Origin of the sequence: Streptomyces sp. SDr-06, assembly GCF_003324565.1 — a bacterium.
GTDB lineage: Bacteria > Actinomycetota > Actinomycetes > Streptomycetales > Streptomycetaceae > Streptomyces.
Window position 1 is genome coordinate 305,611 of record NZ_QOLA01000001.1, and the last position, 26,610, is coordinate 332,220.

Sequence of the window (26,610 nt, forward strand, 5' to 3'; positions counted from 1 at the left end):
GTTCACCACGTGTGGACCGAACCCACGGAGCGCCACTCCACAGGGGGGCCGTCGCCACTGCGGCCGGGACTCAGAGGGTCAGCCGGGTCGTTTCGCTGCTCGGCCTGGGCGCCGGAACCGCGCGCTCCCCGGGTGCGCGCAGCGGGGTGGGCCGCACGCGGCCGCTGCGAGCGACCGTGGTGATCAGCTCCCGCAGCTGTTCCACATAGCGATGGATGTTCTTGTGTGCGATCGCCGTGTCCGGGTAGCGGATGGCCAGGTGCAGCCCCCCGTGCAGGCGGGTGAACCAGGCACACACCTGGTCCCCGTAGGAGACCCTGAGCATGGCGTACGCCTTCTGCTCGTCCCACTGCCGGGCCCCCGGGATGTCCCGTGCGTCGACGAACGACACGATCGAGTAGAGATCGGGGGACGTCGGGCGGAAGTCCGAGCCGAGCAGACGCAGCACGCGGGCGATCGGCAGATGGGCGAGGGACTTGTTGGCCCGCAGCGCGCCGTGGACCATCGTGAGGGCGTCGTCGAAGCCCAGCGCCCGCGCCACCGGGATCTCGATCGGCGCACCGCCGACGTACCAGCCCACCGAGTCCGCCCAGCGTGACTTGGCCCGGGTGTGGAGGGGCACCACGGTGCGGTAGACGGGTTCGCCGCCGATGTCGTGCACGATGAGGCTGGTCGCCGCCAGGATGCCCACCTGGCCGCCGCCGAACGGCCGGCAGTACGCGGAGAACGTGGCGGCGTCGGCGTCGTCCACCAGCATCTCGTACAGGAGCTTCTGCTCCGGCAGCCTGCCGCCGGGTTCGAGGCCCAGGTCCACCGGGAAGGCGGGCAGCCTGCCGTCGCAGCGGGTGATGAACTCCCGCCAGCGCGCAACGATCGCGTGCGTGTCGTCGACCTGGTCCGCGCTGGCGCGCTCGATCTCGCAGAAGTCGACATAGCTGCCGACCGGCGCCGCCTCCTCGCTCAGCCCCGCGATCCGCGCGGAGTAGAGCGCGTGGATCTCGGAGGGGATGCGCTGGATCGAGTACGCGTCGACGTTGCTGTGGTCGAACGCCATGTACACACTGGTGGACTCGTCCCTGGCCACCGCCGTGTACAGGAAGTTCGGCCAGCCGAGAGCATCCGCCGCCACATCGAAACGGTCCTGGAGATGGTGGCTCAGCTCCTCCCCGTCCGCGAAGTCGCCCACGACGTCCCGTCGCAGTGCCACGGCGTCGGGCGCGGCCGTGAACCGGCGCATCTCGTCACCGACCCAGCGGAAACCGCTGCGCAGCGTCTCGTGCCGCAGCGTCCAGGTACGCAGCGCCTCTTCCAGGGCGTCGAGGTCGACGGGCCCGGAGATGTCGAACGCGGCGCCGAGCCAGGTCGGCACGAACAGGCCGTCCCGGCGCACCGAACGGGCCGTCCGGATGTGTGATTCCTGCACATAGGCGGGAGGCCGGGAGTCATCGGGCTGGCTTGTGGCCGCCTCGACCATGGCGGGGTCAAGACTCCACTCGACCAGCCGTCCGGGACGGACCTCGCAGCCGTGAATGTCGGTAATTCGCACGGGAGTCTTCCCTTCACAAGCTGTCGGGGAGCGCGGGCGGGCAGCAGGCCGAGGGGGCCGGATCCGCCGCGGGGGCACGCCCGCGCGGGCCGGTCCTCCGGGCCGCCTCCGGGGAACCCGCCGGGCAGAGGGCGCGATGCGGGCGGGCACGTACGTCCGCGTGTTCCCGGGGCCTGTCCCGGGGCGGGCGTGCCGCAGCGAACCGGTCAAGGGCCGTTCCGCCGGAGCGGACGCTCTTCAGGGGGCCCGTGAACCCCCCTGCCTGTACACGGAGTTCATCCCGTTCGCGCCCCCGTCCCCGTTGCGCGATGGGGCCAACGCCCGGGGAGGGGCGCGCCGTTCGCGGAGCCGATCGGGGCGGGAAGGCGGCAGCCGCGTACCGCAGCTCAGGAAATACGGTCATGCGGTGACCAACGCGCGATGAGCGCTCTCGGGCACGCAAATCCACCCCATCGAGTCGCGTGCGCCACCCCGCGCGCCATCACGCCCCGGACGCGCCCCGCCGCTCCCCCGCCGCCGAGGGCCCCCTACGACGGCGAACTGACCACGCGCCCAAGCGCCTTGCTCCCCTCGCGCGGTGGGGGGCGGAGGAAGGCGGCGGGAGTCAGCCGGTCTTCGGCACCGTCGGCGTCGTCGGGGTCGTCGGCTTGGCCTGCGCCACGTCACTCTTGACCGTGGAGGCGATCTCCTTCAGCATCGCCTCCACCTCCTTCTTGATGGTGGCGACGTCCGTGTCCACTTCCTTCTTCGTGTCCGCGACGTCCTTCTTCTCGTCCGCGATGAGCTGGTTGATCTCCTTCATCATCTGGGCCAGCTCGGTCTTGAGGTCGTCACCGACCCGGCCGTCCGCCGGCGCGGGCGGCGCCACCGGGGCGGACACGGTGGGCGGCTGATCGGCGGCGAAGGCAGGGGCTGCGGTACTGGCGGCGAGAGCGCCGCACAGGGCGATCGCGGCGACGGTGGCACAACGGCGCATGAACGCTCCTCATCGGATGGACGGCATGGAGAGGTCACCCCACTCTTGATCCACTCTTCGGCACCCCCGGCGGGACGGCCAGCCGGCCTTGCCGAACGAGTGAGCCGGGGCAGGCACTCACGTGGGGCCGCCCCATGTGCGGCCGCCCCATGTGGGGCCGCCCATGTGGGGCCGCTCCATGCACCTCGCGCCCCGTAGGAGAGGATCGGCGCATGGGTGAACAGGTGGAGCGGGTCGACGAGCACGATCGCGTCCTGGGCGTCGTCGAGCGCGCCGAAGCGGTGCGGCAGAAGTGGCTGTACCGCATGGCCATGGTGTTGTGCCGCGATGCGAGCGGCCGCTATCTGGTGCACCGGCGCCCCGAGCACAGCTCACGGTTCCCCGGCGAGTACAGCTGGCTGGTGGCCGGAGCGGTGAACGTGGGCGAATCCTACGAGGACGCGGCACGCCGGGAACTGCGCGAGGAGCTCGGGGTCGCGGCGGCCGAGGTGCGGCCCCTCTTCACGTTCCTGTGCGACGGCGAGCTCAGCCCGTACTGGTTCGCGGTGTACGAGACCGTGGTGGCGGAGGCGGAGGTCGTGCCGGACGCGGCCGAAGTCGCCTGGCACGGCTGGCTGACCCAGGACGAGCTGGGGACGGCGATGGCGAGCTGGAAGTTCGTCTCGGACAGCCGGGACGCATACGCCCGTTACCGCACCCTGACCCACTGAAAGGGCCGGGAACTCTGGACCACCCAGAACTCCCGGCCCTCCCGGACCCCCAGGGCCTTCCCGGCCCTCGTCGAGCTTCCTCAGTGCCTGAGGTCCTTCAGCTCCTTGGGGGTGCTCCCGTGTCAGGGACGGTTCACCCGGCCCGCCACCGCGTGACCGATCAGCAGGTAGACGACGGCGGGCAGCCCGTAGTTGACCACCGTGCGCCACGCGTCGGACCTGATGTTGAACATGTCGCGCGACCAGCCCGAGAGCCAGTCCGCCGCGTGCCGGACCCACGACACGACGTCGTTGGCCGTGTTGGCGTTCATGAGGAAGAAGGCGATCCACAGGATCAGGATCAGTGCCGTCACGTCCGCGATGATGAGGATGCCGGTCGCCGCGGGATTGCCGCCATAGCGCCTGGACATGTCCAACTCCTTGCCTCTACTGGTGCGTTGAGTGTCTGGACCGTGGAACCTTCTGGTGGTGCGGGGGCGCGCCCGTCCGAAGCCGGGGGGTGTCGGGGGTCATAGGCTGAGCAGACGCTCCGCGAGGCGGCGGTACTCACGCAGCGCCATGCGCAGGTCCTCCGTGGCCGTCCCGCCGGACGCGTCCTTCCAGGACGAGCGCATCGTGTCCCGCCGCTGTTCGAGGCTCCGCACGAGCTGCTCGGTGAGGGCGTCGACCACCGAGGCGGCCTCCTTCACGGCGGAACGAGGCTCGTCCACGAAGCCGCCGACCGCGTGCTGGATCCTGAGCTGCAACTTCTCCCGGTCCTGCTGCGCCAGCACCCTGTCGGCCTCCGCGTCGCCCTCGGGCACGGCCTCCCGTGCGGGCCGGCCGGAGTCGGGCCGGTCCGACCCGAGGTCGATGGACACACCCTGAGCTGCGGCGGGCCGCTCAGCCAGGGGCCGGACGGGCACACCCTGCTCCGGTACGCGCCCTTCGGACCCGGGGCGACCCGTCAGGGGCCGGTCGGGCCGGGGCTGCTCGGTCAGGGGCTGCTGGGCTGCGGACCGGTCGGCCAGGGGCTGATCGGGTACGGGCTGCCCGGACTGGGGTCGCTCCGCCTGGGTCATGACTGACTCCCTCGCGCGATGTCGCCGTGCCGCATGCCGCCGCGGAACGCGTGCCGGCCGCTTCGGGGCTCCGTGCCCCCGGACTTGCCTCCTCGGCGTTCCCCGGTCAGCACCGCGAAGAACTCGTGGGCCTGCACGAGGGTTTCCCGCAGCTCTTCCGTGCTGGGCTCATGCCCGTTCGCGCCGTGCGCCACGCCACGTATGCGGCGGTAGCCGTCGAGGTGCTGGGGATGGTGCACCGAGAGGGCGGCCAGCTGCTCCTCCGCGGAGCCGTCCGGGAAGCCGCGCTCCTGCGCGAGCCGGCCGAGCAACGCCTCGGCGTGGGCGACCGCGCGGGTGGGCGAGTCGACGAACTCCTCCTGCACGCGGGCCCATTGGACGGAGTAGCGACTGCGCTCCTCGGGCGTAGGAGGCTCGACCTTCAGGTTTCCGTACCGCCGGACCCGCTCGTCCAGGTCCTTCTCGGCGGCTTTGACGTCGCCGTCGTGCTGGGCGACGGTCCGGTCGTACTCCGGCCCGAAGCGGCGGCGCAGCCCGCTGCCCCGCCGGGCGAGGACCGTTCCGAGAACCGCCGCCACGACCACGATCACCGCGACGGCTATGAGGATGATGAGGACACCACTGGACATGGCCTGCCTTCCCGTCGGTGAACGGCCCGCACCACGGGCCGTCCTGATGCGAGTAGGCGCGAGAAGGCCGGATAAACGCGGTATCCGGCGAGCTCCTTTCCCCGCGGGACCGGGGCGGCGTTCACCCCATCGGGTCACGCGATTTTCCCCCGGGGCCCGGGGCGGAGAGGCTGTGATGGTCATCCCTCACATACAGGAGGAAATCGTGCGTATTCGCACCGCTCTCGTCGCAAGCGTCCTGGCCGCCACCGCCGTGATAGGCAGCGCCGGAGCCGCTGCCGCGGACCCGGAGCCGCCGACCGGCGTGGCCAAGGACTCCCCCGGGGTCGTCTCCGGCAATGTGATCCAGATTCCTGTCGACATCCCGGTCAACGTGTGCGGCGACACCATCGACATCATCGGCCTGCTCAACCCGTCCTCCAACAACACCTGCCACTCGAGCTGATCTTCGGCTCCGCCACACCCCGTCGCCCCGGAACCTCGGTCTGGTTCCGGGGCGGTTGGGCGCCGTCAGCCACCCTTGAGCACCGTCGCTGACCTAGCCGAGGAGCAACGCCGCCTCCCAGCCGAGGACTTCGGGCTCCATCGCGAGGCCCGCACCTCCCTCGACGTAGGTGTGGAGAGCCAACGCCGCCCCGGCCTCCCCATCCAGAAAACCCGCCCCACCTGCCGGATCATGGCTCACCAACTGGCCCGCCAGGTAGGGAAGTTGTCCGGCCATCTCCGCGTCCTCCAGGTCGTACGCCATGCGTGCGGCGATGTGCAGCAGGCCTCCGGTGCCGTGGCAGAGGCCCCTTCCCTCCAGGGCCCGGGGACCGCTCGGGCGCGCGAGTGTCGCGCGCAGTGAGCGGGCGGCCGACTCCCGCCAGCCCCGCTCGTTCAGCGCGCGTCCCGCCAGGAACAGGGCGCGTGCGACACCGGGTGGGCCGTAGCACCACGCGTCTCGCGTCGGCGGGTTCGGGGAGCGCTCGCCGCCGAGCTCGTCCTCGGCCCGCACGGCGAGCGGCCAATACGTTCCCTGGGCTCCCTCGCGCGCCTGCCGGATCAGCCACCCGGCGACCCGCCCGATCGCCTCCTCCTGGCCCCGCACACGGACGCCCTGCTCGTGCGCGACGGCGAGGAGGGCGAGCGGGCCCGGAATGCCGTGCGCCAGGCCGAGGTTGAGGTGCCCCTTGGGGTAGTCCGGGCTCGGGCCCCGCGGTCCGGGGGCGTCCGCCGTCCACCAGCCGGGCAGGGTGCCGTGCGCGGTGACGGCCGGTTCGGCGAGGTCGACCAGGGCCTCCAGGCACTCCCGCACCGCGGGGCCGTGCGGATCGAGCGCGAGGAGCAGCCGGGCGAGGCCCGACAGTCCCGAGACCGTGTCGTACAGGTGTGACGGCGCGCCGGTGCCCGCGGCCCGTCTGGCCCGCAGGGCACGTGCCCGGAGCAGGGCGGCCCCGGCGACGCGCGGCGTGAGGGCGTCCAGGAGCGAACGGTAGGCATCGGGTCCGGTCGCGGCGTGGCGGGCGGCGAAGGCGACGGCCGCCGCCCCGCCGTACAGCCCTGAGGCCCGCAGCCCGCCGACGGGGCGGATGGCGGCGGCGAGGTGGGCGTGGGCGACCGCGCGGGCTTCGGTGTCCCCGCCGGCGGCGAGGGTGGTGAAGAGCAGGGCGATGCCCGGGTGCCCGAAGGCAAGCGAGTCGGCCCGCTCGGGGCGGAGCGCGTCCGGGGCGCGCAGCCGCGCGGCCAGGGAGTCGAGGACGTCCCTCGCCCGCTCCCTGGAGAGCGCCTCGGTCTCGGCGCTCATGGGCGCGGATGCCGAGCGCCTCGAAGCCGCACCTGGCCAGGGCCTGGACGAGGCTTCATCCGGCCTACGCCGACCGGTTCCTCCGGGAGGACCACGCGCTCCACGGTACGCGCTTGTGCACACAAACACCCTTGGTCTCAGACCAGTTGCTGATTGACGCGCTGTCCGCCGGTCACCATCCGGGCCGGGTCCGGGCGCCGGTGCGGTCAGCTCATCGAGCACGCGACCTGCCCTGCGCACGGCCCGGGACGGCCGGTCGCCTTCGGAGCCCTCGGCACCGACGGCGCGCGGACGGTCGTCGCCCGCTCGGCGGTCCTGTTCCGGTGAATCATTGACCTCAAGTCCGGTCGAGGTCGTACGTTCCTCGCATGAGTATGGAAGCCACCGCGTGGACGCAGCTCCACAACGTCATGACCGCCCAGCAGGAACGACGCCCCTTCAACCGGGCCACACTGCGCCGGATCGGCGCGTTCGCCCGTCCGCACCGGCGCCGCATCGCCCTCTTCCTGGTCCTGAGCGTCGCCACGGCGCTGCTCGCGGTGGCCACGCCGCTCCTGGCCGGGCGGGTCGTGGACGCGATCGTCGGCGGCAAGCAGGGCGGAACCGTGACGCGGCTCGCCCTGCTCATCGCCGCGATCGCCCTCGCCGAGGCGGCGCTCGGCATCGTGAGCCGGTGGCTGTCCTCGACGCTGGGCGAGGGGCTGATCCTCGACCTGCGGACCGCCGTCTTCGACCACGTCCAGCGGATGCCGGTCGCGTTCTTCACACGGACCCGCACGGGCGCGCTCGTGAGCCGTCTCAACAACGACGTCATCGGTGCCCAGCGCGCCTTCAGCAACACGCTGTCCGGTGTGGTCAGCAATCTGGTCACCCTGCTGCTCACCCTCGCCGTGATGCTGAGCATCTCCTGGCAGATCACGCTGCTCGCGCTCGTCCTGCTGCCGGTGTTCGTGCTGCCCGCGCGCCGCATGGGCACCAGAATGGCGCGGCTCCAGCGGGAGGCCGCCGAGCACAACGCCGCGATGGGCACCCGGATGACGGAGCGGTTCTCGGCGCCCGGCGCGACCCTGATCAAGCTGTTCGGGCGGCCCGCCGACGAGTCGGCCGAGTTCGCCGCGCGGGCGGGCCGGGTGCGCGACATCGGCGTCCGTACGGCGATGGCGCAGTCCGCGTTCATCACCGCCCTCACCCTCGTATCGGCCCTCGCCCTCGCCCTCGTGTACGGGCTCGGCGGCTACTTCGCGCTGCACGGCACCCTCGAAGCGGGCGCGGTCGTCTCGCTGGCGCTGCTCCTGACCAGGCTGTACGCGCCGCTCACCGCGCTGGCCGGGGCGCGGGTGGAGGTCATGAGCGCGCTGGTCAGCTTCGAGCGGGTCTTCGAGGTGCTCGACCTCAAGCCCCTCATCGCGGAGAAGCCCGGGGCGCGCGCGGTCCCCGCGGGTCCGGTGTCCGTGGAGTTCCACGACGTGCGCTTCGGCTACCCGTCCGCCGACAAGGTCTCGCTCGCCTCGCTCGAAGAGGTCTCCAGCCTGGACACCCGGGGCGGCACCGAGGTGCTGCACGGGGTGTCGTTCCGGGCCGAGCCGGGACAGATGGTGGCGCTGGTCGGCTCGTCGGGCGCGGGCAAGTCGACGGTCGCCCAGCTGCTGCCGCGGCTGTACGACGCCGACGCGGGCACGGTGCGCCTCGGCGGCATCGACGTACGGGACCTGACCGCCGACTCGATCCGGGACACGATCGGCATGGTCACCCAGGACGGGCACCTCTTCCACGAGTCGGTCCGCGCCAATCTGCTGCTGGCCCGGCCGGACGCCGACGAGGAGCAGCTGTGGGAGGCGCTGCGCCGGGCCCGACTCGACGGTCTGGTCGCCTCCCTGCCCGACGGTCTCGACACCGTGGTCGGTGAACGCGGCTACCGGCTGTCCGGAGGCGAGCGCCAGCGGCTGACCATCGCCCGCCTGCTGCTGGCCCGCCAGCGCGTCGTCATCCTCGACGAGGCCACCGCCCACCTCGACAACACGTCCGAGGCCGCGGTCCAGGAGGCCCTCGGCGAGGCGCTGGAGGGACGCACCGCGGTGGTGATCGCCCACCGGCTCTCCACGGTGCGCTCCGCCGATCTGATCCTGGTCGTGGAGGACGGCCGCATCGTGGAACGCGGCACGCACGACGAGCTGCTCCAACTCGGCGGCCGCTACGAGGAGTTGTACCGCACCCAGTTCGAGCGCCCCGGCGGCGCGCCCGCCCTCGGCTGACCGCGCGAGCGGACCGGGGGTGGTCGGGCTCGGCGCGTGGCGCCCGGACCGGTCGGGCTTGTCGGCCGGTTCAGGTGGGCGGCCCAAGGAGCCGGTCGACATCGGTGACGGCGCCCAGCGCACCGCGCAGGGCGCCCACAGCCATGGCGTGCAGCTCGGCCCGGGAGAACGTCTCGTTGGTCAGCCAGTCCAGGCACAGCGCGCGGACGAAGACCAGCCAGGCGGTGAGCGCGGCCGAGACCGTGTCCCGGGTCCGGCCCTCCAGACCGGTCGCGTCGAGTACGCGCCGGCTCAGCTCGGCCAGCTCGTCGTCGATGATGGCCTGGATCACCGGGTCCCCAGCGAGGACCCGGTTGGCGGCCAGCACGGTGTGCCGGTTCGCGGCGAAGTAGTCGAAGTGGACATCGAGCCCGGCGGACAGCTGGTCGCGCAGGGACAGCGCCGGGTCGATCGGCGAGCCGTCCAGGAGCCGGTCGGAGGCCCGCTGATAGATGGCGGCGAACAGCGCGCCCTTGTTGGGGAAGTAGCGGTACAGCAACGCCCTGGAGACACCGGCCTGTTCGGCGACGTCCTCCATGAGCACATCGTCGTAGGGCTTCGCCGCGAAGAGGCGGGCTCCGGTGTCGACCAGCTCCCTGCGGCGCTCATCGGGGCTCAGCCTGCGGCGCACGGTCACGGAGCCCAGGTTACTTGACGCGTGTCTACCAACGAACCTATGGTCGCCTTAGTAGACACTCGCCTAGTAAGGCGGAGGGGGACCCTACCGTGGCCAGGCTCCTGAAGTGGCTTTCCTGGACGATGGGCATCGCCGATGTGCTGATCGGCGCCGTCCACCTCGTCATCGGCATGGATTCCGTGTCCGGCGCGGGCTCGCCCGGCCCGACCGTGGACAGCCTCATGCGCTTCTTCGCCGCGATCTTCCTCGGATACGGACTGGCCTGGATCTGGGTGGCACGGCAGTCGCCGATCCCGGCGCGGGCGGTGCGTCTGCTCGCGGGGGTCTTCTTCCTCGGCGGCGCCTCCCGGCTCGTGTCCTGGGCCGCCCTCGGCCGCCCGGACTGGTTCCAGCTGGTCCTGATGGGCATCGAACTCGCCCTGCCCCCGCTCTATTTCTGGCTCGCGCCCGCCGACGAACGCGCGGCCGCTGCCCGCGTCCGGAAGGCCGGGGAGCCGGTCGGCGCCGCGGCCCGCCCAGCCCCGTAGCGAACGACGCGCACCGGCGCGCCAGACCGGACCAGAGCACGTCCGGGCCCACGACCGGGGGCCGATTACGCCACATTCCGTACGCGGACGAAAGCTTGACGATCACGAGGCAACGGATCGCGCCGGATCCCTGTCTAGTTCGGTGCGCACCCCTGAGTCGGTGCGGCTGGGCGCGTCCGCCGGGGCGGCGTCCGGAACGACCAATTGCAGAGAGTGTTCTTGATCCATGGGGCTGACAAGTACCACCGTTCTGGCCTTGGCCGTGCTCTGCACGGTGCTGCTGTCCCTCGTCGTCGTGTGGCAGTGGCCGCGGTTGGCGAAGCAGGGGTGGCGGCAGGTTGTCGGGCGGGTGGGCCTGATGTGCGCGGTTCAGCTGCTGCTTTTCTCCGCCGTGGGCCTCGCGGCCAACAAGACGTTCCTCTTCTACGGCTCGTGGGCCGATCTGCTGGGCCAGCAGGACGGCGTGGGCGTCCTCGACGCGAAGGCGGTGGCCAGCCCGGGCGTGAAGGTGGTCGGCAAGCAGAAGGTCGACGTCCCCGGCGCCGGGAAGCCGAGCATCGGCGGCGAGGTGCAGAGCGTCTCGATCCAGGGCGCGCGGTCCCGGATAGCCACCCCGGCGTACGTCTATCTGCCGCCGGAGTACTTCCAGAAGGGGTTCGAGAAGAAGTCCTTCCCGGTCACCGTGGTGCTGACCGGCTTCCCCGGCACGGCCGAGAACCTCATCAAGGGGCTGCACTACCCGAAGACGGCGTGGACGCTGTCCAAGGAGAAGAAGACCCAGCCGATGATCCTGTTGATGATGCGGCCCACCGTGGCACCGCCGCGCAACACCCAGTGCATCGACATCCCCGGCGGCCCCCAGACGGAGACGTTCTTCGCCGACGACGTGCGCCAGGCCATCTCGGGCACGTACCGCGTCGGCACGAAGGCACGGAACTGGGGCTTCATCGGCGACTCGACGGGCGGCTACTGCGCGTTGAAGATCGCCCTGGAGCACCCGGAGGCGTACGCGGCGGGCATCGGTCTCTCCGCCGACTACAAGCCGGACGTGGACATGGACTCGGGTGACCTCTTCCACGGCAACAAGCACCAGGAGAAGCGCGCCGATCTCCTGTGGGCCCTCGACCACCTGCCCCAGGGCAACTCCTCCTTCCTGGTCACCACGTCGAAGCAGGGCGAGAGCAACCTGGAGGAGACCAAGAAGTTCATCGCCAAGGTCAAGAAGCCCGCGCGGGTCTCCTCGATCACGCTCGACTCCGGCGGCCACAACTTCAACACGTGGCTCCGGGAGATTCCGCCGTCCCTGGAGTGGCTGAGCGCCCGCCTCAACGCGAACTGACCGGGCGGGCCCGCCCGCCGGAGAGAAACTCGCCTGCTCCGCGCAGCCAAGTCGCCTATCGTCAACGTGATTTCCGGCCGCCGCCCTGTGCGGCCGGAACGACGACGACGTGGAGGACGATTGTGCGCTACCGCGAGCTGGGACGCAGCGGGCTGTCCGTGTCAGAGATCGGTTACGGCGCGTGGGGCATCGGGGCGTCCAGCTGGGTGGGTGCCACCGAGGACGATTCCGTACGCGCCCTGCACCGGGCCATCGACCTGGGTGTGAACTTCATCGACACCGCCCGCGGCTACGGCGAGAGCGAGCGGATCGTCGGCCGGGTGGTGCGCGAGCGCTCCGGCGGCTCGGGCGAGGAGGTGCTCGTCGCCACCAAGGTGCCGCCGGCGAACGGCATATGGCCGCCGCGCGACGGCACCCACGTGGCGCAGGTGTTCTCCGGCGACCATGTCCGCGCCAGTCTGGAGACCAGTCTGCGCGCGAGCGGCCTCGACCACTTTGACGTCCTGCAGTTCCACGTCTGGAACGACGAGTGGGTGGGCCAGGGCGACTGGCTGGAGACCATCGCCGAGCTGAAGCGAGAGGGCACGATCCGCCTGTTCGGCGTGTCCGTCAACGACCACCGGCCCGACAGCGCTCTGGCTCTGGTCCGCAGCGGCGTCGTGGACAGCGTGCAGGTCATCTACAACATCTTCGACCAGTCCCCCGACGACGCGCTGTTCCCGGCCTGCCAGGAGCACGGGGTGGGCGTCATCGTGCGGGTGGCGCTCGACGAGGGCGGCCTCACCGGCCGGATCACCGCCGACACGACGTTCCCCGAGGGCGACTGGCGCAACCGCTACTTCAGGGGCGACCGCCCGGCCCAGGTCGAACGGCGGGTCGCCGCACTCGTCGAGGACCTCGGCATCGCCCAGGACGAGATCGCCGAGACCGCGCTGCGCTTCGTCCTGAGCTCCCCGGCGGTGTCCACCGTCATCCCCGGCATGCGCAGCCTGCGCAACGTGGAACGCAACACGGCCCTCAGCGACGGCCGCGCGCTGACCGCCGACCAGCTGGCCGTGCTGGCCAAGCACCGGTGGCAGCGCAACTTCTACTCCTGAGCCCCGATCCTGCGGCTCCCGGCCCCCGGGCGGGACGCGGTACGGATACCGCGTCCCGCCCGGGTCGTACGGAGCGGACGGCGCCCGGGGTGCGCCCGGGTCAGACCAGGTCTACGTGGTACTGACCCGCCTTGTAGTCGGCGAACAGCGTGTACTCGACCTCGGTGCTGGCCGCCGTGTCCTCGCCGAGGTCCTTCTCGACGGGCTCCAGGTCGACCAGGGCGTACTCGCTGTAGCCCTCGAAGTCTCCGGGGCCGTCCGCGACGGCGATGTGGATGGGGGTGTCGTCGGGCAGGCCGGCGAGGGCTTCTCGCAAGCGGCCCGCGGTCCATACCTGCGGGGCGTGGTGGAAGGTGTCCGTCATGGGCGGAGAGTAGCCGCGCTTCCGGCCCACCCGACGCTCCCCCGCCAACGGAACCGCAACAGCAGTCGCTTGGCCTACGCCGCCGGACGGAGCCGCCCTGCGCGGGCAGTCACCGCGGACCTCGCACACCGCCTTGACCACGCCCTTTCACCCTCCGTGATCACGTCCGCCTGATCTGCACGTGCTTGATGTTCACGGGCAGTGTGGGGTACCCGTCGCCGGGGCCGTTCTGGTCGTCCTCGCCGCCCGCCGCGATCTTCTGCAGGGTGTCGAGCCCGGAGGTGACCCTGCCGAACGGCGTGTAGGCGGGCGAGAGCTTGGTGTCCTTCCAGACGAAGAAGAACTGGCTGCCGTTGGTGTTCGGCCCGGCATTGGCCATCGCCACCGTCCCGGCCGGGTAGGTGGCTCCCGTGAGGTTCTCGTCCGGGAAGGAGTACCCCGGACCGCCGCTGCCCGTGCCGGTCGGGTCGCCGCACTGCAAAACGTACAGCCGGGCGGTGGTGAGCCGGTGGCAGTGCGTCCCGTCGAAGTAGCGCTTCTCGGCGAGGAATCGGAAGGAGTTGGTGGTGCACGGCGCCTTGTCGGTCAGCGCCTTGAAGGTGATGGAGCCCTGGCTTGTGCGCAGGGTGGCGTTGAACGGACGGGCGGCCTTGACCGGGTCGAATTCCGGTATCCCCTTGTAGTTGTCGGCGGGGACGGCCGGGGTGTAGGCGCAGGCCGCGGTCGGTTGCGCCGGGGTGGCGGCGCCGGCCTGCGTCGCCGTGGCGAGCGGGATCAGGACGACTGCGGCGAGCAACGCGCCTTTTCTGCGGTGCACTTGAGGGTTCCTTCCGAAGGGGGACGGGCCTGACATGGGCGCATCATCCCTTCCCCCTCGCCCGCACACCATGCGCCCGGGGGCGGTCCACCCCTCCGGACACTGAAGGCATTCGTCCCGGCCCCGAGAACGTCCGATCTGCACATCAACTGCCATACACATTCCGGACGTTATTCGGTCCAGGTGGAACGGATCGCCGCGATCCACTGTCCTACAGGGCGCACATCCCAAAGGGAACGAAAGGGGAACAGCATGTACGTATCTGGCATGCGCAGGATCGTCACCGCAGGCGCCGTTGCGGCTCTCGCCGGATCGGGAATCCTCCTCGGCGCGGGCGGGGCCTCGGCGGCGACGCCGACGCCGCAGCCCGTCAGCGCCTCCGCCCAGCAGGCACCCGTCGCCACGCCGGCGGCCCAGCCCACGGGCAAGGTCGTCGCCAAGGGCGGACTGTGGGTCCACCAGGAGGCGAACACCACCTCCAAGCGGCTCAACCTGCTGCCCCAGGGCACGGTCACCGCACTGGAGTGCAAGAAGGCCGGCCAGAGCGTCGACGGCAACAAGCTCTGGTACAGGCTCGGCGCGGGCAAGCCCGGCTGGGTCAGCGCCCGCTACGTCCAGAACCTCGCGGCCGTGCCGTACTGCAAGTAGCACCACACCGGAGCGCCAACAGCCGCCTGATCACCGGCTGTTGGCGCCCCCGCCGCCGGGCGTGACCTCCCGGCCCCCGCTCCGCCGCCCCTCTATGGGGCGCCGCACAGCGGTGCTAGCCTCGACTTATACGGAACCGTATAGATTGGGGCCCGGTCATGAGACTCCCCGCGACCGCGCACACGTCCCGCCCGTGGCGGATCCACGAGATCGCGGACGACTTCACCCTTGAGGACGTGTGGGCGCTGCCCACCCCGGGCGGCCCTGACGAACTCGACCGCCTGGTGCGCCTGTTCGCGGCGGGCAGGGCGGCTCAGCCCTCCTCCGCCGTGCCGCGCTTCCTCTTCGCCGTCAGATGGCAGCTCGGGAAGCTGTTCGGCTGGGACAGGCCGGACGCGGGCGTGGGCGGCCGAGTGCCCACGCTGCGCGACCGGCTTCCGGAAGACCTCCTCGCGGGTCCCCGGGGGCCCGCGTTCAAGAGCGGAGACCCCTTCTCCTCCGTCTACCAGACCCATGACGAGTGGGCGGCCGAGCTGGCCAACAAGACGGTGCACGCGGTACTGCACATCGGGTGGGTCCCCGACGAGTCCGACGGCCACCACGGCCAGATGGCCATCCTCGTGAAGCCCAACGGACGGCTGGGCACCCTCTACATGGCGGCCATCAGGCCCCTGCGCCATCTCGGCGTGTACCCCGCGATGATCCGGTCGATCGGTGACCAGTGGAAGGCGAATCCGACCGCGCCGACGGCGAGTTGACGCACGCCCCGCAGGTCGCCGGGCGCGCCTGCGCCCAACCTTCCTGAGTGGCCCGCCTAGTTCGGCCGGTGGGCGGTGATGAGCCAGGCGCTGCTGCGCAGGCGCACCGCGCCGTCGCTCCGGTGGGCGCGCAGGATGCCCGTCAGCTTGTGGCGGGCGCGCTCCCGGGCCCGCTCGTCGACCTGGCCGAGCAGGTGGCGGCCCGGGCCCGAACCGAGCATGAACTCGGTGGCGTCCTCGGCGTCCCGGCCCCATGTCCCGTACGCCTGTGCCCTCGCCACCTCTACGTGCTCGAATCCGGCGGCGGAGAGCAGCGAGCGGACGGCGTCCGGTTCCGACAGGGAGAGCATGCCCGGGCCGCCCGGGGCCCCGAAGCCGCCGACCGGCAGCACGTCGCCCAGCTCCACGAGCGCCTGCAACCATTCGTTGTCCCGGGCCTCCGCGGGGCACACGAACGCCAGACGCCCGCCGGGCCGCAGGGCGCGGGCGATGTTGGCGAACGCCGCGACAGGGTCGTCGAAGAACATCACCCCGAAACGGCTGATCGCCACGTCGTGCGCGCCGGGAACGAAGTCGTGGACCTGGGCGTCGGCCCGCACGAAGCTCACGTTGCCGACGCCTTCACGCCGCGCGGACGCGCGGGCACGGGTCAGCATCGGCTCCGACAGGTCCAGCCCCAACACGGCGCCGTCCGGGACCTGTTGTGCGGCCAACCGCGTGGTGCGCCCGGCTCCGCACCCGATGTCCAGAACCTGATCGCGGTCCGAGAGCGCCGCGGCGGTCAGCAGCGGGCGGTCGAAGCCGCCGTTCACCGCGTCCCAGCGCTCCTGGTGGCGGGCCCAGTGTTCACCTTCGTACCCGTTCCACGCCTGTTCCTGTGCGGTGTTGACGATGTGCCTCATGTCGATGTGCCCCCTATGGGATGCGGCACCCAGAAGCTAGTATGGGCGCTCGCCCAAAGCGTATGGGCGAGCGCCCATACCGGCAATCCCCGTGAGACAAAGGGCCGTTGACGGAGGGCGCGTACGTACGCTTCGTTCCGCCCCCACGTCGAAGACGATGTTCAAGGAGTCGCCCCCATGTCACCGCGCGGAGTTGCCATCCCCGATGTCCGCGAGCGGCTCTTCGACGCCGCGGTACGGGTGCTGTCCCGCGAGGGCCCGGCCGCGCTCACCAGCAGGGCCATCACCAGCGAGGCGGGCTGCGCCAAGGGGATGCTGCACGCGCACTTCGACGGCCTGGACGAGTTCGTCGCGGAGCTGGTGCTGGACCGGTTCGCCCGCTGCGCGCGACAGGCCGCGGAGCTGCCCGGCCAGGCCGGCCGGGCCCACGTGGCCGATAACCTCGGGGAACTGGCTCTCGCCCTGCTCACCTCCCTCGACCCCACGGTGGCGGGCCTCGCGATGACCCGCCCCGCCACCTCCCTGCGCATCCGCCAGGCCCTGGACGCGGGCGCGCCGGCGTTCGGAGCCATCCAGGATTCGATCGCCGCCTATCTGGACGCCGAGGTCCGCCTGGGCCGCCTCGCGGAGACCACCGACACGGCTTCGATCGCCCTCGCCCTGGTCGGTACGCTCCACCACCTGGCGATGACCGGCTGGGCGGGCGAGCCCGACCCGCGCGACCAGGCTCTGCGACTGGTCGACCTCCTCGTCGGAGGCGCCCTGCGCTGACGGCACGGGGTCAGAGGATTCCGAGCAGCCGCCCCAGGGTTCCGCCGAGGACGAGGTCGCGCAGCTCGCCGGGCGGAGTGACGCGCTCGACGGTCGCGCGGGCGAGCACGGGGTCGCCGTAGGGCGCGTCCGAACCGAAGAGGGTGCGCTCGGGGAGTTCCTGGACGGCCAGCTTCACGGCGAAGATGACGTTGGCCGTGGAGAGCTCCAGGTACATGTTCGGTGTGTCCCGGGCCAGTTCGATGGCGGTCATCCAGTTGAGGCCGCCGAGCTGGCTCACGATCAGCGGCACTCCGGGGTATCGCACGGCGAGCCCGGCCAGCGTGTGGAGGTCCTCGGCCGTCGTCGGGGCGAAGCCGTGCACGACGACCGGCAGCCCTCCGTGCTCGTGCGCCGCCTCGATGACGGGCGCGAGCCGTGCGGCCTGGCCGGGGGGCGGGGTGAGCTCTCCGATGCCGTGCAGCCGGCCTCCGACGACGTCCCGCTCGACCGCAGCGGCGATCTGCGCGGCGGGAAGGTCCGTGCGCACGGACCCGAACCCGATGAACCGCTCCGGGTGAGCGGCCAGGGCGTCGTCCAACTCCTTTCGTGCGACGCGGAATCCATCGTCCGTATCGCCCTCGCCGGCCAGCGCCCGGTGCAGGGCACCCATCTCGTGGCGCAGCGAATCGAGGCCGGTGGCCCGCTCGGGGTGAGGACGGGTCCCGAAGAGCACGGCCCGGTCCACCCCCGCCTCGTCCAGGAGCCGGAGGTGGACGTCCACCGGGTCGTGCACATGGCTGTGGGCGTCGATGATCACGGAGGTCCCTCTCCTTCACGGGCCGCGGGAATGCGGCCGACGACGCCCACTGTTGCTCCCTGACACTGTTGGAAGGTCAAGTACGAAAAGGGTGGACGCGCATGCTCATCGGTGAGCTGGCCGAACGGACCGCGACCAGCGAGCGCCTGCTGCGCTACTACGAACGGATGGGCCTGCTCACGCCCCAGCGCCGCCCCAACGGCTACCGGGTCTACGACGCCGACACCGAGGACTCCGTCACGCGCATCCGCGCCCTCCTCGCCGCGGGCCTGCCGACTCGCGTCATCAGGCAGGTGCTTCCCTGCACGACGCCGAGCGCCGCGGTGATGCCGTGCCCGGGTGTACTGGCTTCCCTGCGGCGGCAGTTGAGCGCCCTGGACGAGCGGGCGGCCCAGATCGCCGCGGCGAGGGAGATCCTGGTGGGAACCATCGCGGCGACCGAGCAGGCGTCGGCGGCCTCCGGGGCGCATCCGGTACCGCCGCGGGAACTCGACGAGGGCGGGGCGGGAGCTCCGTCCACGGAGGGCCCCGCCGCGAAGCCCGTGTAGGCTCGCGTGGGCCCGTGCAGGAATGGCCGCCGACGCGGCCCTCCCACCGGTGTGTGCGCACGACCCGTTGGCAGACGCCCCGGAGTGTGGCGTTTTCGTCGAGCGCTGACCTCTCTTGTTTCCCACAAGTTTCCTCCTGGCACCTGTACATACGACTACCCGCCAGTAGTGTGTGGCCGCACGGACGTGGCCGATAAGCGCCGTGCCCTCAATTGACCGCATGACCAGGGGGATACCCATGCGCGGGATGAGCCGCCGCCAGTTCGTTTCGAGGATGTCCGCCGTGGCCGCGGGGGCCGCCCTGTGGTCGGCGACGGCGCAGGACCGGGCGCTGGCGGCCACCGCCGCGCGGGCCGTGCGCATCGGCGGTACCACCCTCGAACAGGCCGCGATGCCGGTCGGCAACGGCCCGTACAAGCGGCTCGTGGCGGGACCGGGATGGCCGCTGGTGGTCCGCGGTGAACTGGCCGCCGCCGGTTCCGGCCGGGACGACCGGCGCACCGGGCTCGCCTCCTTCGTCCAGTTCACCGACCTGCACCTGGCGGACACCGAGTCGCCCGTACGGTTCGAGTACCTCGCCCAGTACAACGACAGCGCTCACCGCCCCCAGGAGACCCTGACGGTGCGCGGTGCCTCCTCACTCGTCGAGCGGGTCAACGCGGTGCGCCAGGGCCCGTACACCGGAATGCCGTTCGGCATGGTGATGGCCACCGGCGACAACACCGACAACCACGAACTCATCGAGCTCGACTGGTACTTGACGGTCATGAGCGGCGGCCGGATCACCCCGAGCAGTGGCGACCCCGCGCGCTACGAGGGCGTCCAGAACTCCGGCAGCGCGGACTACTGGAACCCCGAATCGTCCTTCCAGGACACCTACAAGGCCAAGGCGCTCCCGCAGATCCCCGGCTTCCTGTCGGGCGCCGGCCGCCCCTTCGACGCGCCGGGGCTGAGCGTGCCCTGGTACACGACCGTCGGCAACCACGACGACAGCATCGAGGGCAGCCTGCCCGACCTGGGCCTCCTCAACGACCTCTACACCGGCGACCGCAAGATCGAGGGCTGCGACGACGCCACCGCGGCGAAGCTGGCGTACGCGCTGCGCCACGACCCGGCCCAGGCGGCCATCCTGCTGGGGAAGCTGCTCGCCAACGGCGGGGCGATCCGCCGGGTCACCCCGGACGAGCGCCGTCGCCCGTTCACCCCGGCCGAGTTCGCCAAGGCGCATCTGAACCCCGCCCACACCGGCGCCGGGCCGATCGGCCACGGCTTCACCTCGGACGCGGCGAGCAGCGGCCACCTCTACTACACCTTCCCGCTGGCGAGCGGCGTGCTCGGCATCAGTCTGGACACCACCAACAGGGCCGGATTCGCGGACGGTTCACTCGGCACCGCCCAGCTCAACTGGCTCGAGTCGGTGCTCAAGTCGCACAGCAGCCGCTGGTACGACACCGACGGGCATGTGGTGCGCGGCGGTTCGAGCGACTCGCTCATCGTCCTGTTCAGCCACCACACCAGCGCCACGATGGGCAACCTGCTGCCCGACCCGTACCACCCCTTCGAGGGGCGCCACGACGGGAACGCGCTGGTCGCGCTGCTCCAGCGCTACCCGAACGTGGTGGCGTGGGTGAACGGCCACACCCACGAGAACCGGATCCTCCCGCACGGCCACGCCGTCCCCGAGCGCGCCTTCTGGGAGATCAACACCGCCTCCCACGTCGACTACCCGCAGCACGCCCGCATCATCGAGATGGCCGACAACGGCGACGGAACCCTGTCGCTGTTCACCACGCTCATCGAGTCCGCCGCGCCCTACACGACGGACTTCGCCGACACCTCCGACCGGGGACTGGCGGCCCTCTACCGCGAGCTGTCCTACAACGACCCGTACGCCACCCCGGCCGTCAAGCTCGGCACCTCCCTCGACCACAACACCGAGCTGCTCCTGGCCCACCCCGGCAAGTAACGGCACTTCATGCCAAGGCCGCGCTTCCTGTTCAGGGGGACGCTGTCCGTCACCCCCGGTTCGCCTCGGCGGCCTCCGCTGACGGCCGGTGGAGCCGACGCCGTCGACGGGCCGGTGCTCCGACGGCCGTGTCCGCCTGGCGGGGCGGCCGGGCGGGCGTTCCACTGGGAGGGCCGGGAGCCGGGCGACACACGACGAGGAGTACACCTGCGATGGCGGACACCCACCACGTTCTGCTGATCTCGTTCACCGACGCGGAGCGGTGCCGCGCGGCCTTCGAGGAGGCCGTTTCGCTGCCGGGGCTGCGCCAGGCGGCCATCCTGGAGCGGTCGGCCGAAGGATTGCTGGACGTGCCCGACAACCATGTGCGGGGTGTCGGTGTGCCCACGGTGGGCGGTGGTCTGGTCGGCGGTCTCGTGGGGCTTCTCGGCGGCCCGATCGGCGTCCTGCTCGGCAGCGCGGCGGGAGCCACCCTGGCCAACGCGGCGGAGAACCGTCAGCTCCTGGAGGACGGCGCCGGCCTGATCGTCCTGAGCAGCAGGGTCGAGGACGGAACGTCGATGCTGGTCGTCGATCTCCACGAGTCCTCGCAGCAGCCCGCGGACGAGCTGGCCCAGCGCCACAGCGGGCGCCTCCAACGCCTGTCGGCCAAGGACTTCGCCGCGCAGGTGGAAGCGGCGGAACGGGCCGCACAGGACACCGAAAAGGCGTGAGGAACTCACGCGACCCGGCCCGGCCGAACGGCGCGGACAGTAAGCAGCGCCAGCTCAACCTCGGTGCCACACAAGCCGGTTGACGCATGTTGAAGCGCGCATCGCTGTCCGTCACCGTCCAGAATCGACCTGTACAGGACAGCTGGCCGCTGCGATGGTGAAGGCAGAGGTGAGAGACCTGTCTTTCTGGTGGCAAGGCCGGTCCCGACCCGCTCGGCCCGAACGCACCATCACGCGCTCCCGGTGTGCAGTACCAGGCACAGGGCAGCCGTCGCGGGAGTTCCTGGCCGCCCATGCCGCCACCGGGAAGGCGCCCGGCGAGTGGGACGACAGGTTCCCTGGTACTCCCCCCACCAGGCGAGCCCCTCACTCGCCGGGCCCGCTCCGCCACCCTCGACGGACGGGGCGGCTTCCGCTCCCGCCCGCGACACCGCCCGGGCGCCGCCTCGCACTCCCCCTTGAAAGCGCGACGCGCATCGGCCGATAAAGTCCAGCACGCATATGGCCGGGGATCGCGATGGGGGTATGAGGCGGCGGTCTCAAGTTGTGCTGTATGAGCGCGAGTTGCGGCCTGCGCGGCGGGCATCAGGGACGCGGAACATCGGGTGCGCCCTGCCGGGGGTTCGGAAAATCCGAACCCCCGAAGCGGGTGGCTCCACGATGGTGGGAAAGGGGCCGCTGCGTCAGCCTTGATCCATGACCACTTCGTCCTCCCGCAGAGTGCTCCTGTCCACCGCCGCGCTGGCCATGGCCGCGTGCCTGACGTGCGCGGCGACGGCCAGCGCCGCGCCCGCGGCCCCGCCGGGCCCGTCGCGCCCATCGGGCCAGTCGAGCCCACTGGGCCTGGCGAGCCTGCCAAGTCCGGCGGCCCTGGCACGGATGTCGCTGCCGACGCCGACGGGGAGCTACCCGGTCGGCACGACTTCCCTCCATCTCACCGATCGCGGCCGGCCCGACCCCTGGGCGGGCTCCCAGCCGTACCGCGAGCTGATGGTCAGCGTCCGCTATCCGGCACGAGGCGTGGCCGGGCACCCGCGGGCCCCGCAGATGCTGCCGGGCGAGGCCGCCGGGTTCGACGCGATGAACAACCTGACCGGCATACCGCGGGGCCGGGTCGACTGGGCGGCCACCCGCAGCCATGCGTACACCGACGCGCCGGTCGCCCGGCACCGCGCGCGGGGCTTCCCCGTGGTGCTGTACTCGCCGGGGGTTGGGGACCCTCGCACCCTGGGCACCACGCTGTGCGACGGGCTCGCCTCGCGTGGCTACGTGGTGGTGATGATCGACCACACGTATGACGCGGGGGCGGTGGAGTTCCCGGGCGGCCGCGTGGAGAAGACCGTGCTGCCCCAGGAGTTCGAGAAGGCGGACAGGGCCGGGAGGGCGGAGGTCACCGCTCTGCTGAAGAAGACCGTGGCGGTGCGGGTGGCCGACACCCGGTTCGTGCTGGACCAGTTGGGGCGGCTGCCGGGCGCGCTGCGCGGTGCGCTCGACCTGAATGCCGTGGGAATGTTCGGGCAGTCGGCGGGCGGCTTCACGGCCGCCCAGACGATGCACGACGACCCGCGGATACGGGCCGCGGCCGACCTGGACGGCGTCATGGGTTACACCCAGCACGACGACGACCCCGCCAACCCGTCCTCCGTCGGCACCGACGGAGTCGACCGGCCGCTACTCCTGATGGGCAAGGAGGGCAACAACCATCACTCGGTGGCCTCCTGGGACGCGGTGTGGCAGCACAGCCGGGGCTGGCTCAGGGACCTCACCCTCGCCGGCTCCGGGCATGCGAGCTACACCGACCTCCAGTCCGAAATACCGCAACTGGCACGCGATGTGGGGCTCTCCGCAGGGACTGTCGCCGCCAACGTGGGCACGGTCCAGCCCCGGCGCTCGGTGGCCGCGCAGGAGGCATACATAACGGCCTTCTTCGACCGGTGGCTGCGCGGACAGGACCGGCCCCTGCTGGACGGCCCCTCCGCCCGCTTCCCGGACATACGGTTCGTGGACTGACCCGGGCACCATCCGCCGCGCGGGCCCAGGCCGCCACGCGACGACGAAACGTCGTCAGGATGGGACGCGGGGGAACTCCCGCGCACCACCCTGCCCGAACCACCCCGGCAGGAATTCGGGTGCCCCACGGCCATGTGCCCGGTACCGTGGAGGGCATGAAGGTCATCAGCCGTATCGACAGCGCGACCGCGCGAGCGACCAGCTCGCCGGTTGCCGCCGCCTGACCTCATTCCCCACTCCCCCGGCGACCGGAAACGGCCCGCCGGTGGTGCGTCGGACTCCTTGTTCCGGAATCCTCTCGGGATTCCCGTTCCGGAATCCCGTTCTGGATCTCTCATCCCGCCCCGTGCCCGCGGACCCTTCCGGCTGCCCCACACCGAAGGATCCGCAGTCATGAAAACCGAGAACATCATCCGTACCTTCGTCGAGTTCTTCGAGGAGCAGGGTCATCGGCGCATCACGGGGTCGACGCTGCTGCCACCGAAGGGCGATCCGGTGCTGTTCACCACGTCGGGCATGCATCCACTCACCCCCTACCTGGAGGGCCGCCGCCACCCCCTCGGCAGGCGGCTGGTCAACGTTCAGCGCTGTCTGCGCACGACCGATCTGGACGAGGTCGGCGACGGCAGCCACCTGACGGTCTTCGAAATGCTGGGTTCCTGGTCGCTCGGCGACTACGGGGGCTCACTGAGCCTGCGCTGGGGTCACGACCTGCTGGTCAAGGGTTTCGGCGTCGACCCCGGGCTGCTGCACGCCACGGTCTTCGGCGGCGACGAGGACTGCGGACCCGATACCGAATCACTGCGCACCTGGGAGGAGCTCGGGGTTCCGGTGGAGCTGACCACCGAGGAGAACTGGTGGTCCAACGGCCCCACCGGCCCGTGCGGGCCGGATTCGGAGATCTTCATCTGGACCGGAGACACCCCGCCCACGTCCACACCGACCGGTGACGAACGATGGGTGGAGGTGTGGAACCACGTGATGATGCGCCATCGTCGCGGCGAGGACGGCACGCTCGGCCCGCTGCCCCGGCCGAACGTCGACACGGGGATGGGGCTTGAACGGCTCGCCGCCGTCCTCCAGGGCAAGGGCTCGGTCTTCGAGACCGATCTGTTCGAGCCGTGGATGCGCTCCGTGCCGTCGCTCTGGCCCCTGGACGAACCGTCGCTGCGGCTGGTCTGCGACCATCTGCGATCCGGCATCGTCGTGATCGGCGAGGGCGTGGTGCCGTCGAACACCGGGCGCGGCTACGTCCTGCGGCGACTGGTGCGGCGAGCTCTCACCACCCTGTGGCGGGGCGACCCGTCCCGCTCGCTCGGCGATCTGCCCGAGGACCTGATCTCGCACACGCTGGACCACTTCGGGCAGCCGGTGCACACCGGCCCGGTGCGCGACGTGCTGCTCGACGAGGAGCGGCGCTTCTCCCGGCTCCTGGAGCGGGGCCGCCGCGTCCTGTCCCAGAGCCGGTTCTCCGGCCCGCTGGGCGAGGAGGACTACGGCTATCTGCACGACACCCACGGCCTGCCCCGTGACCTGGTGCGCGGTCTGCGGGGCGGCACGCCGGGGTGACACCCGGCATCGGCGCGGCGGACCGGCAGCCCTCGGACCTTAGACTCGGCGGATGGCCAAGTACTTTGACGTGCATCCCGAGAACCCCCAGCGGCGCACCATCAGCGGTGTGGCGGACAGCATCCGGGCCGGCGCGCTCGTCGCGTACCCCACGGACTCCTGCTACGCGCTGGGGTGCCAGCTGGGCAGCCGTGACGGCATCAACCGGATCCGGTCGATCCGCGAGCTGGACGACCGCCACCACTTCACCCTGGTGTGCCAGAACTTCGCCCAGCTGGGCCAGTTCGTGCAGATCGACAACGATGTGTTCCGCTCGATCAAGGCGGCCACACCGGGCAGTTACACGTTCATCCTGCCCGCGACGAGGGAGGTGCCGCGGCAGCTGCTGCACCCGAAGAAGAAGACGGTGGGGGTGCGCATTCCCGACCACGCCGTTGCCCAGGCCCTGCTCGCCGAGCTCGGCGAGCCGCTCCTGTCGAGCACTCTGCTCCTGCCGGACGAGGACGAGCCGCTGACTCAGGGCTGGGAGATCAAGGAGCGCCTCGACCACGTGGTGGACGCCGTGCTCGACTCCGGGGACTGCGGCACCGAGCCGACGACGGTCATCGACTTCTCCAACGGCGAGATGGAGATCGTGCGCCGGGGAGCGGGCGACACCTCGCGCTTCGAGTAGTCGCCCGCCGCCCGCACGGGTTTGGCGAGCTGTCAGTCGCGGCGGGGCCCGATGACGCGGCTCCCGTCGGACACCGTGATGGCCTGCGCGGGGCAGGCGTCGGCGACGTCCAGGATCCGCTCGTCCGGCTCGACGGCCTCGGTGAGCACCCGCGCGTGCTCACCCTCCAGTGCGAACACGTCGGGGGCCGCTCCGGCGCACATGCCCGAGGCCAGGCACAGCCGCGGGTCCACACGTACGGTCCAGGGCACGGCGCTCACCACGCGACCGGCATGACGCGCGGGCCACGGACCAGCATCTCGGACTTCCAGGTCACGTCCCCGGCCAGTTTCAGTCCGGGGAAGCGGTTGATGAGGGCGCTCAGGGCTTCCTGGAGTTCGAGCCGGGCCAGCGGGGCGCCCAGGCAGTGGTGGACGCCATGGCCGAAACCGAGGTGCTGGTTGCCCTCGCGGGCGATGTCGAGCACGCCGGGGGCGCTGAAGCGCAGCGCGTCGCGGTTGGCGGCGCCGGTCGCGACCAGGACGGGGGTTCCGGCCCGCACCAGGGTGCCGCCGACCTCGACGTCCTCGGTGGCGTACCGCGCCTGACCCGCCCCGCTGCCCAGCGGCACGAAGCGCAGGAGCTCCTCCACCGCGTTGGCGATGAGCTCGGGCCGGGCCCTGAGCCGCGCCAGCTGGTCGGGGTGTTCGAGCAGGGTCAGGGTGAAGTTGGGGATCTGCGAGGCAGTGGTCTCGTGTCCGGCCACCAGGACCGCCACGCACAGGTCGACGAGTTCGAGCTCGGAGAGCCGGTCACCGCCGTCGCGGGCCTCGATGAGCGCGGTCATCAGGTCGTCCTGCGGGTCCTGCCGGTGGCGCTCGATCAACTCGCCCATGTAGGCCCGCAGTTCCTCGCGGTTCGCCTCGAACTCCGCCGCGGTGAGGGAACTCGTCGACAGGGCCGCGTCGCTCCACACGCGAAAGCGCGGACGATCCTCGGTGGGCACGCCGAGCATGCGGCAGATCACCGCCACCGGAAGGGGCAGCGCGTAGGTATCCACGAGGTCGGCGGGCGGTCCGGCCGCTTCCAGGTCGTCGAGCAGGCTCGCGGTGAGCTCACGGACCTGGGGGCGGAGCTTCTCGACCTGCCGGACGGTGAACGCCCGCGCCACCAGGGAGCGCAGCCGGGTGTGGTCCGGCGGATCCATGCCCAGGATGCCGCTGTCGGTGCGCCCTTCCGACTGGCGGGGCTCGTCGTGGGCGGCGCCCTCGGCCCGGCTGAAGCGCTGGTCGCCGAGGACGAGCCGCGCGTCCGCGTAGCGGGTGACGAGCCAGGCGGGCTCGCCGTACGGCAGCTGCACGCGTAACAGGCCCGGCAGGTCGCGTACGCGCTCGTACTCGTCGGCGAGCTGGAGTCCGTCGGAGGTGTTGAAGGGATAGGCGAGGGGGGTGGTGTCGGCTGTCGTCACTGCGGCCTCCCGGATGTAAGCAGCTG

Annotated in this window: 29 protein-coding genes; 16 read left to right on the plus strand and 13 right to left on the minus strand. The window is 71.3% G+C overall.

Going from position 1 to position 26,610, the window contains the following annotated elements:
* Positions 1 to 70: 70 nt before the first annotated feature.
* Entirely contained in the window at positions 71 to 1,546 is a 1,476-nt protein-coding gene (locus tag DT019_RS01360; RefSeq protein WP_114034681.1) for a condensation domain-containing protein, read from the minus strand.
* Positions 1,547 to 2,150: 604 nt separating this feature from the next.
* Positions 2,151 to 2,522 carry a hypothetical protein gene (locus DT019_RS01365; RefSeq protein ID WP_114034682.1) on the minus strand — a complete coding sequence of 124 codons (372 nt, stop codon included), beginning with the start codon at positions 2,520 to 2,522 and terminating at the stop codon, positions 2,151 to 2,153.
* A gap of 212 nt (positions 2,523 to 2,734) precedes the next feature.
* On the opposite strand from DT019_RS01365, the gene DT019_RS01370 reads away from it, so the two are divergent.
* On the plus strand, positions 2,735 to 3,232 hold the full coding sequence (locus tag DT019_RS01370) for an NUDIX hydrolase (RefSeq protein WP_114034683.1): 498 nt from the start codon (positions 2,735 to 2,737) through the stop codon (positions 3,230 to 3,232).
* A gap of 122 nt (positions 3,233 to 3,354) precedes the next feature.
* On the opposite strand, the gene DT019_RS01375 is transcribed toward DT019_RS01370, so the two are convergent.
* From DT019_RS01375 to DT019_RS01385, 3 genes are all read right to left on the minus strand, one after another.
* Positions 3,355 to 3,642, minus strand: coding sequence for a hypothetical protein (locus DT019_RS01375; protein ID WP_114034684.1), 288 nt, complete (start codon positions 3,640 to 3,642; stop codon positions 3,355 to 3,357).
* Positions 3,643 to 3,741: 99 nt separating this feature from the next.
* Positions 3,742 to 4,293, minus strand: a complete 552-nt coding sequence (locus tag DT019_RS40075) for a hypothetical protein (protein ID WP_223279246.1) — start codon at positions 4,291 to 4,293, stop codon at positions 3,742 to 3,744.
* Positions 4,290 to 4,922: a hypothetical protein gene (locus DT019_RS01385; protein WP_114034685.1), complete on the minus strand. Its 633-nt coding sequence runs from the start codon at positions 4,920 to 4,922 to the stop codon at positions 4,290 to 4,292. Before DT019_RS01385 ends, DT019_RS40075 begins: the two co-directional genes overlap by 4 nt.
* A gap of 202 nt (positions 4,923 to 5,124) precedes the next feature.
* Here DT019_RS01385 and DT019_RS01390 point away from each other — a divergent pair, with 202 nt between their 5' ends.
* Complete coding sequence (locus tag DT019_RS01390; RefSeq protein ID WP_411292684.1) at positions 5,125 to 5,367, plus strand: chaplin; 243 nt, start codon at positions 5,125 to 5,127, stop codon at positions 5,365 to 5,367.
* A gap of 93 nt (positions 5,368 to 5,460) precedes the next feature.
* Here the strand turns inward: DT019_RS01390 and DT019_RS01395 are convergent, their stop codons facing one another.
* Positions 5,461 to 6,708, minus strand: a complete 1,248-nt coding sequence (locus DT019_RS01395; protein WP_114034687.1) for a lanthionine synthetase C family protein — start codon at positions 6,706 to 6,708, stop codon at positions 5,461 to 5,463.
* Positions 6,709 to 6,861: 153 nt separating this feature from the next.
* On the opposite strand from DT019_RS01395, the gene DT019_RS39305 reads away from it, so the two are divergent.
* Both DT019_RS39305 and DT019_RS01400 read left to right on the plus strand, forming a co-directional pair.
* Positions 6,862 to 7,035, plus strand: a complete 174-nt coding sequence (locus tag DT019_RS39305; RefSeq protein WP_189389031.1) for a hypothetical protein — start codon at positions 6,862 to 6,864, stop codon at positions 7,033 to 7,035.
* Positions 7,036 to 7,076: 41 nt separating this feature from the next.
* Entirely contained in the window at positions 7,077 to 8,960 is a 1,884-nt protein-coding gene (locus DT019_RS01400) for an ABC transporter ATP-binding protein (RefSeq protein ID WP_114034688.1), read from the plus strand.
* A 70-nt stretch (positions 8,961 to 9,030) separates the two neighbouring features.
* On the opposite strand, the gene DT019_RS01405 is transcribed toward DT019_RS01400, so the two are convergent.
* Complete coding sequence (locus tag DT019_RS01405) at positions 9,031 to 9,636, minus strand: TetR/AcrR family transcriptional regulator (RefSeq protein ID WP_114034689.1); 606 nt, start codon at positions 9,634 to 9,636, stop codon at positions 9,031 to 9,033.
* A gap of 89 nt (positions 9,637 to 9,725) precedes the next feature.
* On the opposite strand from DT019_RS01405, the gene DT019_RS01410 reads away from it, so the two are divergent.
* The 3 genes from DT019_RS01410 (at position 9,726) to DT019_RS01420 (ending at position 12,599) form a co-directional block, all read left to right on the plus strand.
* Complete coding sequence (locus DT019_RS01410) at positions 9,726 to 10,163, plus strand: DUF4345 domain-containing protein (RefSeq protein WP_114034690.1); 438 nt, start codon at positions 9,726 to 9,728, stop codon at positions 10,161 to 10,163.
* A 226-nt stretch (positions 10,164 to 10,389) separates the two neighbouring features.
* Positions 10,390 to 11,502, plus strand: a complete 1,113-nt coding sequence (locus DT019_RS01415; protein WP_114034691.1) for an alpha/beta hydrolase — start codon at positions 10,390 to 10,392, stop codon at positions 11,500 to 11,502.
* A 122-nt stretch (positions 11,503 to 11,624) separates the two neighbouring features.
* Entirely contained in the window at positions 11,625 to 12,599 is a 975-nt protein-coding gene (locus tag DT019_RS01420) for an aldo/keto reductase (RefSeq protein ID WP_114034692.1), read from the plus strand.
* A gap of 100 nt (positions 12,600 to 12,699) precedes the next feature.
* On the opposite strand, the gene DT019_RS01425 is transcribed toward DT019_RS01420, so the two are convergent.
* Positions 12,700 to 12,963, minus strand: a complete 264-nt coding sequence (locus DT019_RS01425) for a DUF6225 family protein (RefSeq protein WP_114034693.1) — start codon at positions 12,961 to 12,963, stop codon at positions 12,700 to 12,702.
* Between the two features lie 160 nt (positions 12,964 to 13,123).
* Positions 13,124 to 13,780 carry a peptidylprolyl isomerase gene (locus tag DT019_RS01430; RefSeq protein ID WP_223279247.1) on the minus strand — a complete coding sequence of 219 codons (657 nt, stop codon included), beginning with the start codon at positions 13,778 to 13,780 and terminating at the stop codon, positions 13,124 to 13,126.
* Between the two features lie 252 nt (positions 13,781 to 14,032).
* Between DT019_RS01430 and DT019_RS01435 the strand changes: the two genes are divergently transcribed.
* Positions 14,033 to 14,428, plus strand: a complete 396-nt coding sequence (locus DT019_RS01435; protein WP_147267248.1) for an SH3 domain-containing protein — start codon at positions 14,033 to 14,035, stop codon at positions 14,426 to 14,428.
* Positions 14,429 to 14,586: 158 nt separating this feature from the next.
* Positions 14,587 to 15,186 (plus strand): DUF2867 domain-containing protein, encoded by a 600-nt coding sequence (locus DT019_RS01440; protein ID WP_114034696.1) that lies wholly within the window; start codon positions 14,587 to 14,589, stop codon positions 15,184 to 15,186.
* 56 nt (positions 15,187 to 15,242) lie between these two features.
* Here DT019_RS01440 and DT019_RS01445 read toward each other — a convergent pair whose 3' ends face one another.
* Positions 15,243 to 16,088 carry a class I SAM-dependent methyltransferase gene (locus DT019_RS01445; protein WP_114034697.1) on the minus strand — a complete coding sequence of 282 codons (846 nt, stop codon included), beginning with the start codon at positions 16,086 to 16,088 and terminating at the stop codon, positions 15,243 to 15,245.
* A 177-nt stretch (positions 16,089 to 16,265) separates the two neighbouring features.
* Here DT019_RS01445 and DT019_RS01450 point away from each other — a divergent pair, with 177 nt between their 5' ends.
* A complete protein-coding gene (locus DT019_RS01450) occupies positions 16,266 to 16,859 on the plus strand; it encodes a TetR/AcrR family transcriptional regulator (protein ID WP_114034698.1) in 594 nt (197 codons plus the stop codon).
* Positions 16,860 to 16,869: 10 nt separating this feature from the next.
* On the opposite strand, the gene DT019_RS01455 is transcribed toward DT019_RS01450, so the two are convergent.
* A complete protein-coding gene (locus DT019_RS01455; protein ID WP_114034699.1) occupies positions 16,870 to 17,658 on the minus strand; it encodes an amidohydrolase family protein in 789 nt (262 codons plus the stop codon).
* A 101-nt stretch (positions 17,659 to 17,759) separates the two neighbouring features.
* On the opposite strand from DT019_RS01455, the gene DT019_RS01460 reads away from it, so the two are divergent.
* The 6 genes from DT019_RS01460 (at position 17,760) to DT019_RS01485 (ending at position 25,137) form a co-directional block, all read left to right on the plus strand.
* Positions 17,760 to 18,206 carry a MerR family transcriptional regulator gene (locus DT019_RS01460; protein WP_114034700.1) on the plus strand — a complete coding sequence of 149 codons (447 nt, stop codon included), beginning with the start codon at positions 17,760 to 17,762 and terminating at the stop codon, positions 18,204 to 18,206.
* Between the two features lie 238 nt (positions 18,207 to 18,444).
* Complete coding sequence (locus DT019_RS01465) at positions 18,445 to 20,172, plus strand: TIGR03767 family metallophosphoesterase (RefSeq protein WP_114034701.1); 1,728 nt, start codon at positions 18,445 to 18,447, stop codon at positions 20,170 to 20,172.
* Between the two features lie 212 nt (positions 20,173 to 20,384).
* Positions 20,385 to 20,885 (plus strand): hypothetical protein, encoded by a 501-nt coding sequence (locus DT019_RS01470; RefSeq protein WP_114034702.1) that lies wholly within the window; start codon positions 20,385 to 20,387, stop codon positions 20,883 to 20,885.
* Between the two features lie 696 nt (positions 20,886 to 21,581).
* Positions 21,582 to 22,895 (plus strand): alpha/beta hydrolase family protein, encoded by a 1,314-nt coding sequence (locus tag DT019_RS01475; RefSeq protein WP_223279249.1) that lies wholly within the window; start codon positions 21,582 to 21,584, stop codon positions 22,893 to 22,895.
* A 393-nt stretch (positions 22,896 to 23,288) separates the two neighbouring features.
* Complete coding sequence (locus DT019_RS01480; RefSeq protein WP_114034703.1) at positions 23,289 to 24,464, plus strand: alanine--tRNA ligase-related protein; 1,176 nt, start codon at positions 23,289 to 23,291, stop codon at positions 24,462 to 24,464.
* A gap of 52 nt (positions 24,465 to 24,516) precedes the next feature.
* Positions 24,517 to 25,137 carry an L-threonylcarbamoyladenylate synthase gene (locus DT019_RS01485; protein WP_114034704.1) on the plus strand — a complete coding sequence of 207 codons (621 nt, stop codon included), beginning with the start codon at positions 24,517 to 24,519 and terminating at the stop codon, positions 25,135 to 25,137.
* Positions 25,138 to 25,169: 32 nt separating this feature from the next.
* Here DT019_RS01485 and DT019_RS01490 read toward each other — a convergent pair whose 3' ends face one another.
* Both DT019_RS01490 and DT019_RS01495 read right to left on the minus strand, forming a co-directional pair.
* Positions 25,170 to 25,388 (minus strand): ferredoxin, encoded by a 219-nt coding sequence (locus DT019_RS01490; protein ID WP_317617714.1) that lies wholly within the window; start codon positions 25,386 to 25,388, stop codon positions 25,170 to 25,172.
* Positions 25,389 to 25,393: 5 nt separating this feature from the next.
* Positions 25,394 to 26,584: a cytochrome P450 gene (locus tag DT019_RS01495; RefSeq protein WP_114034706.1), complete on the minus strand. Its 1,191-nt coding sequence runs from the start codon at positions 26,582 to 26,584 to the stop codon at positions 25,394 to 25,396.
* Positions 26,585 to 26,610 lie beyond the last annotated feature (26 nt).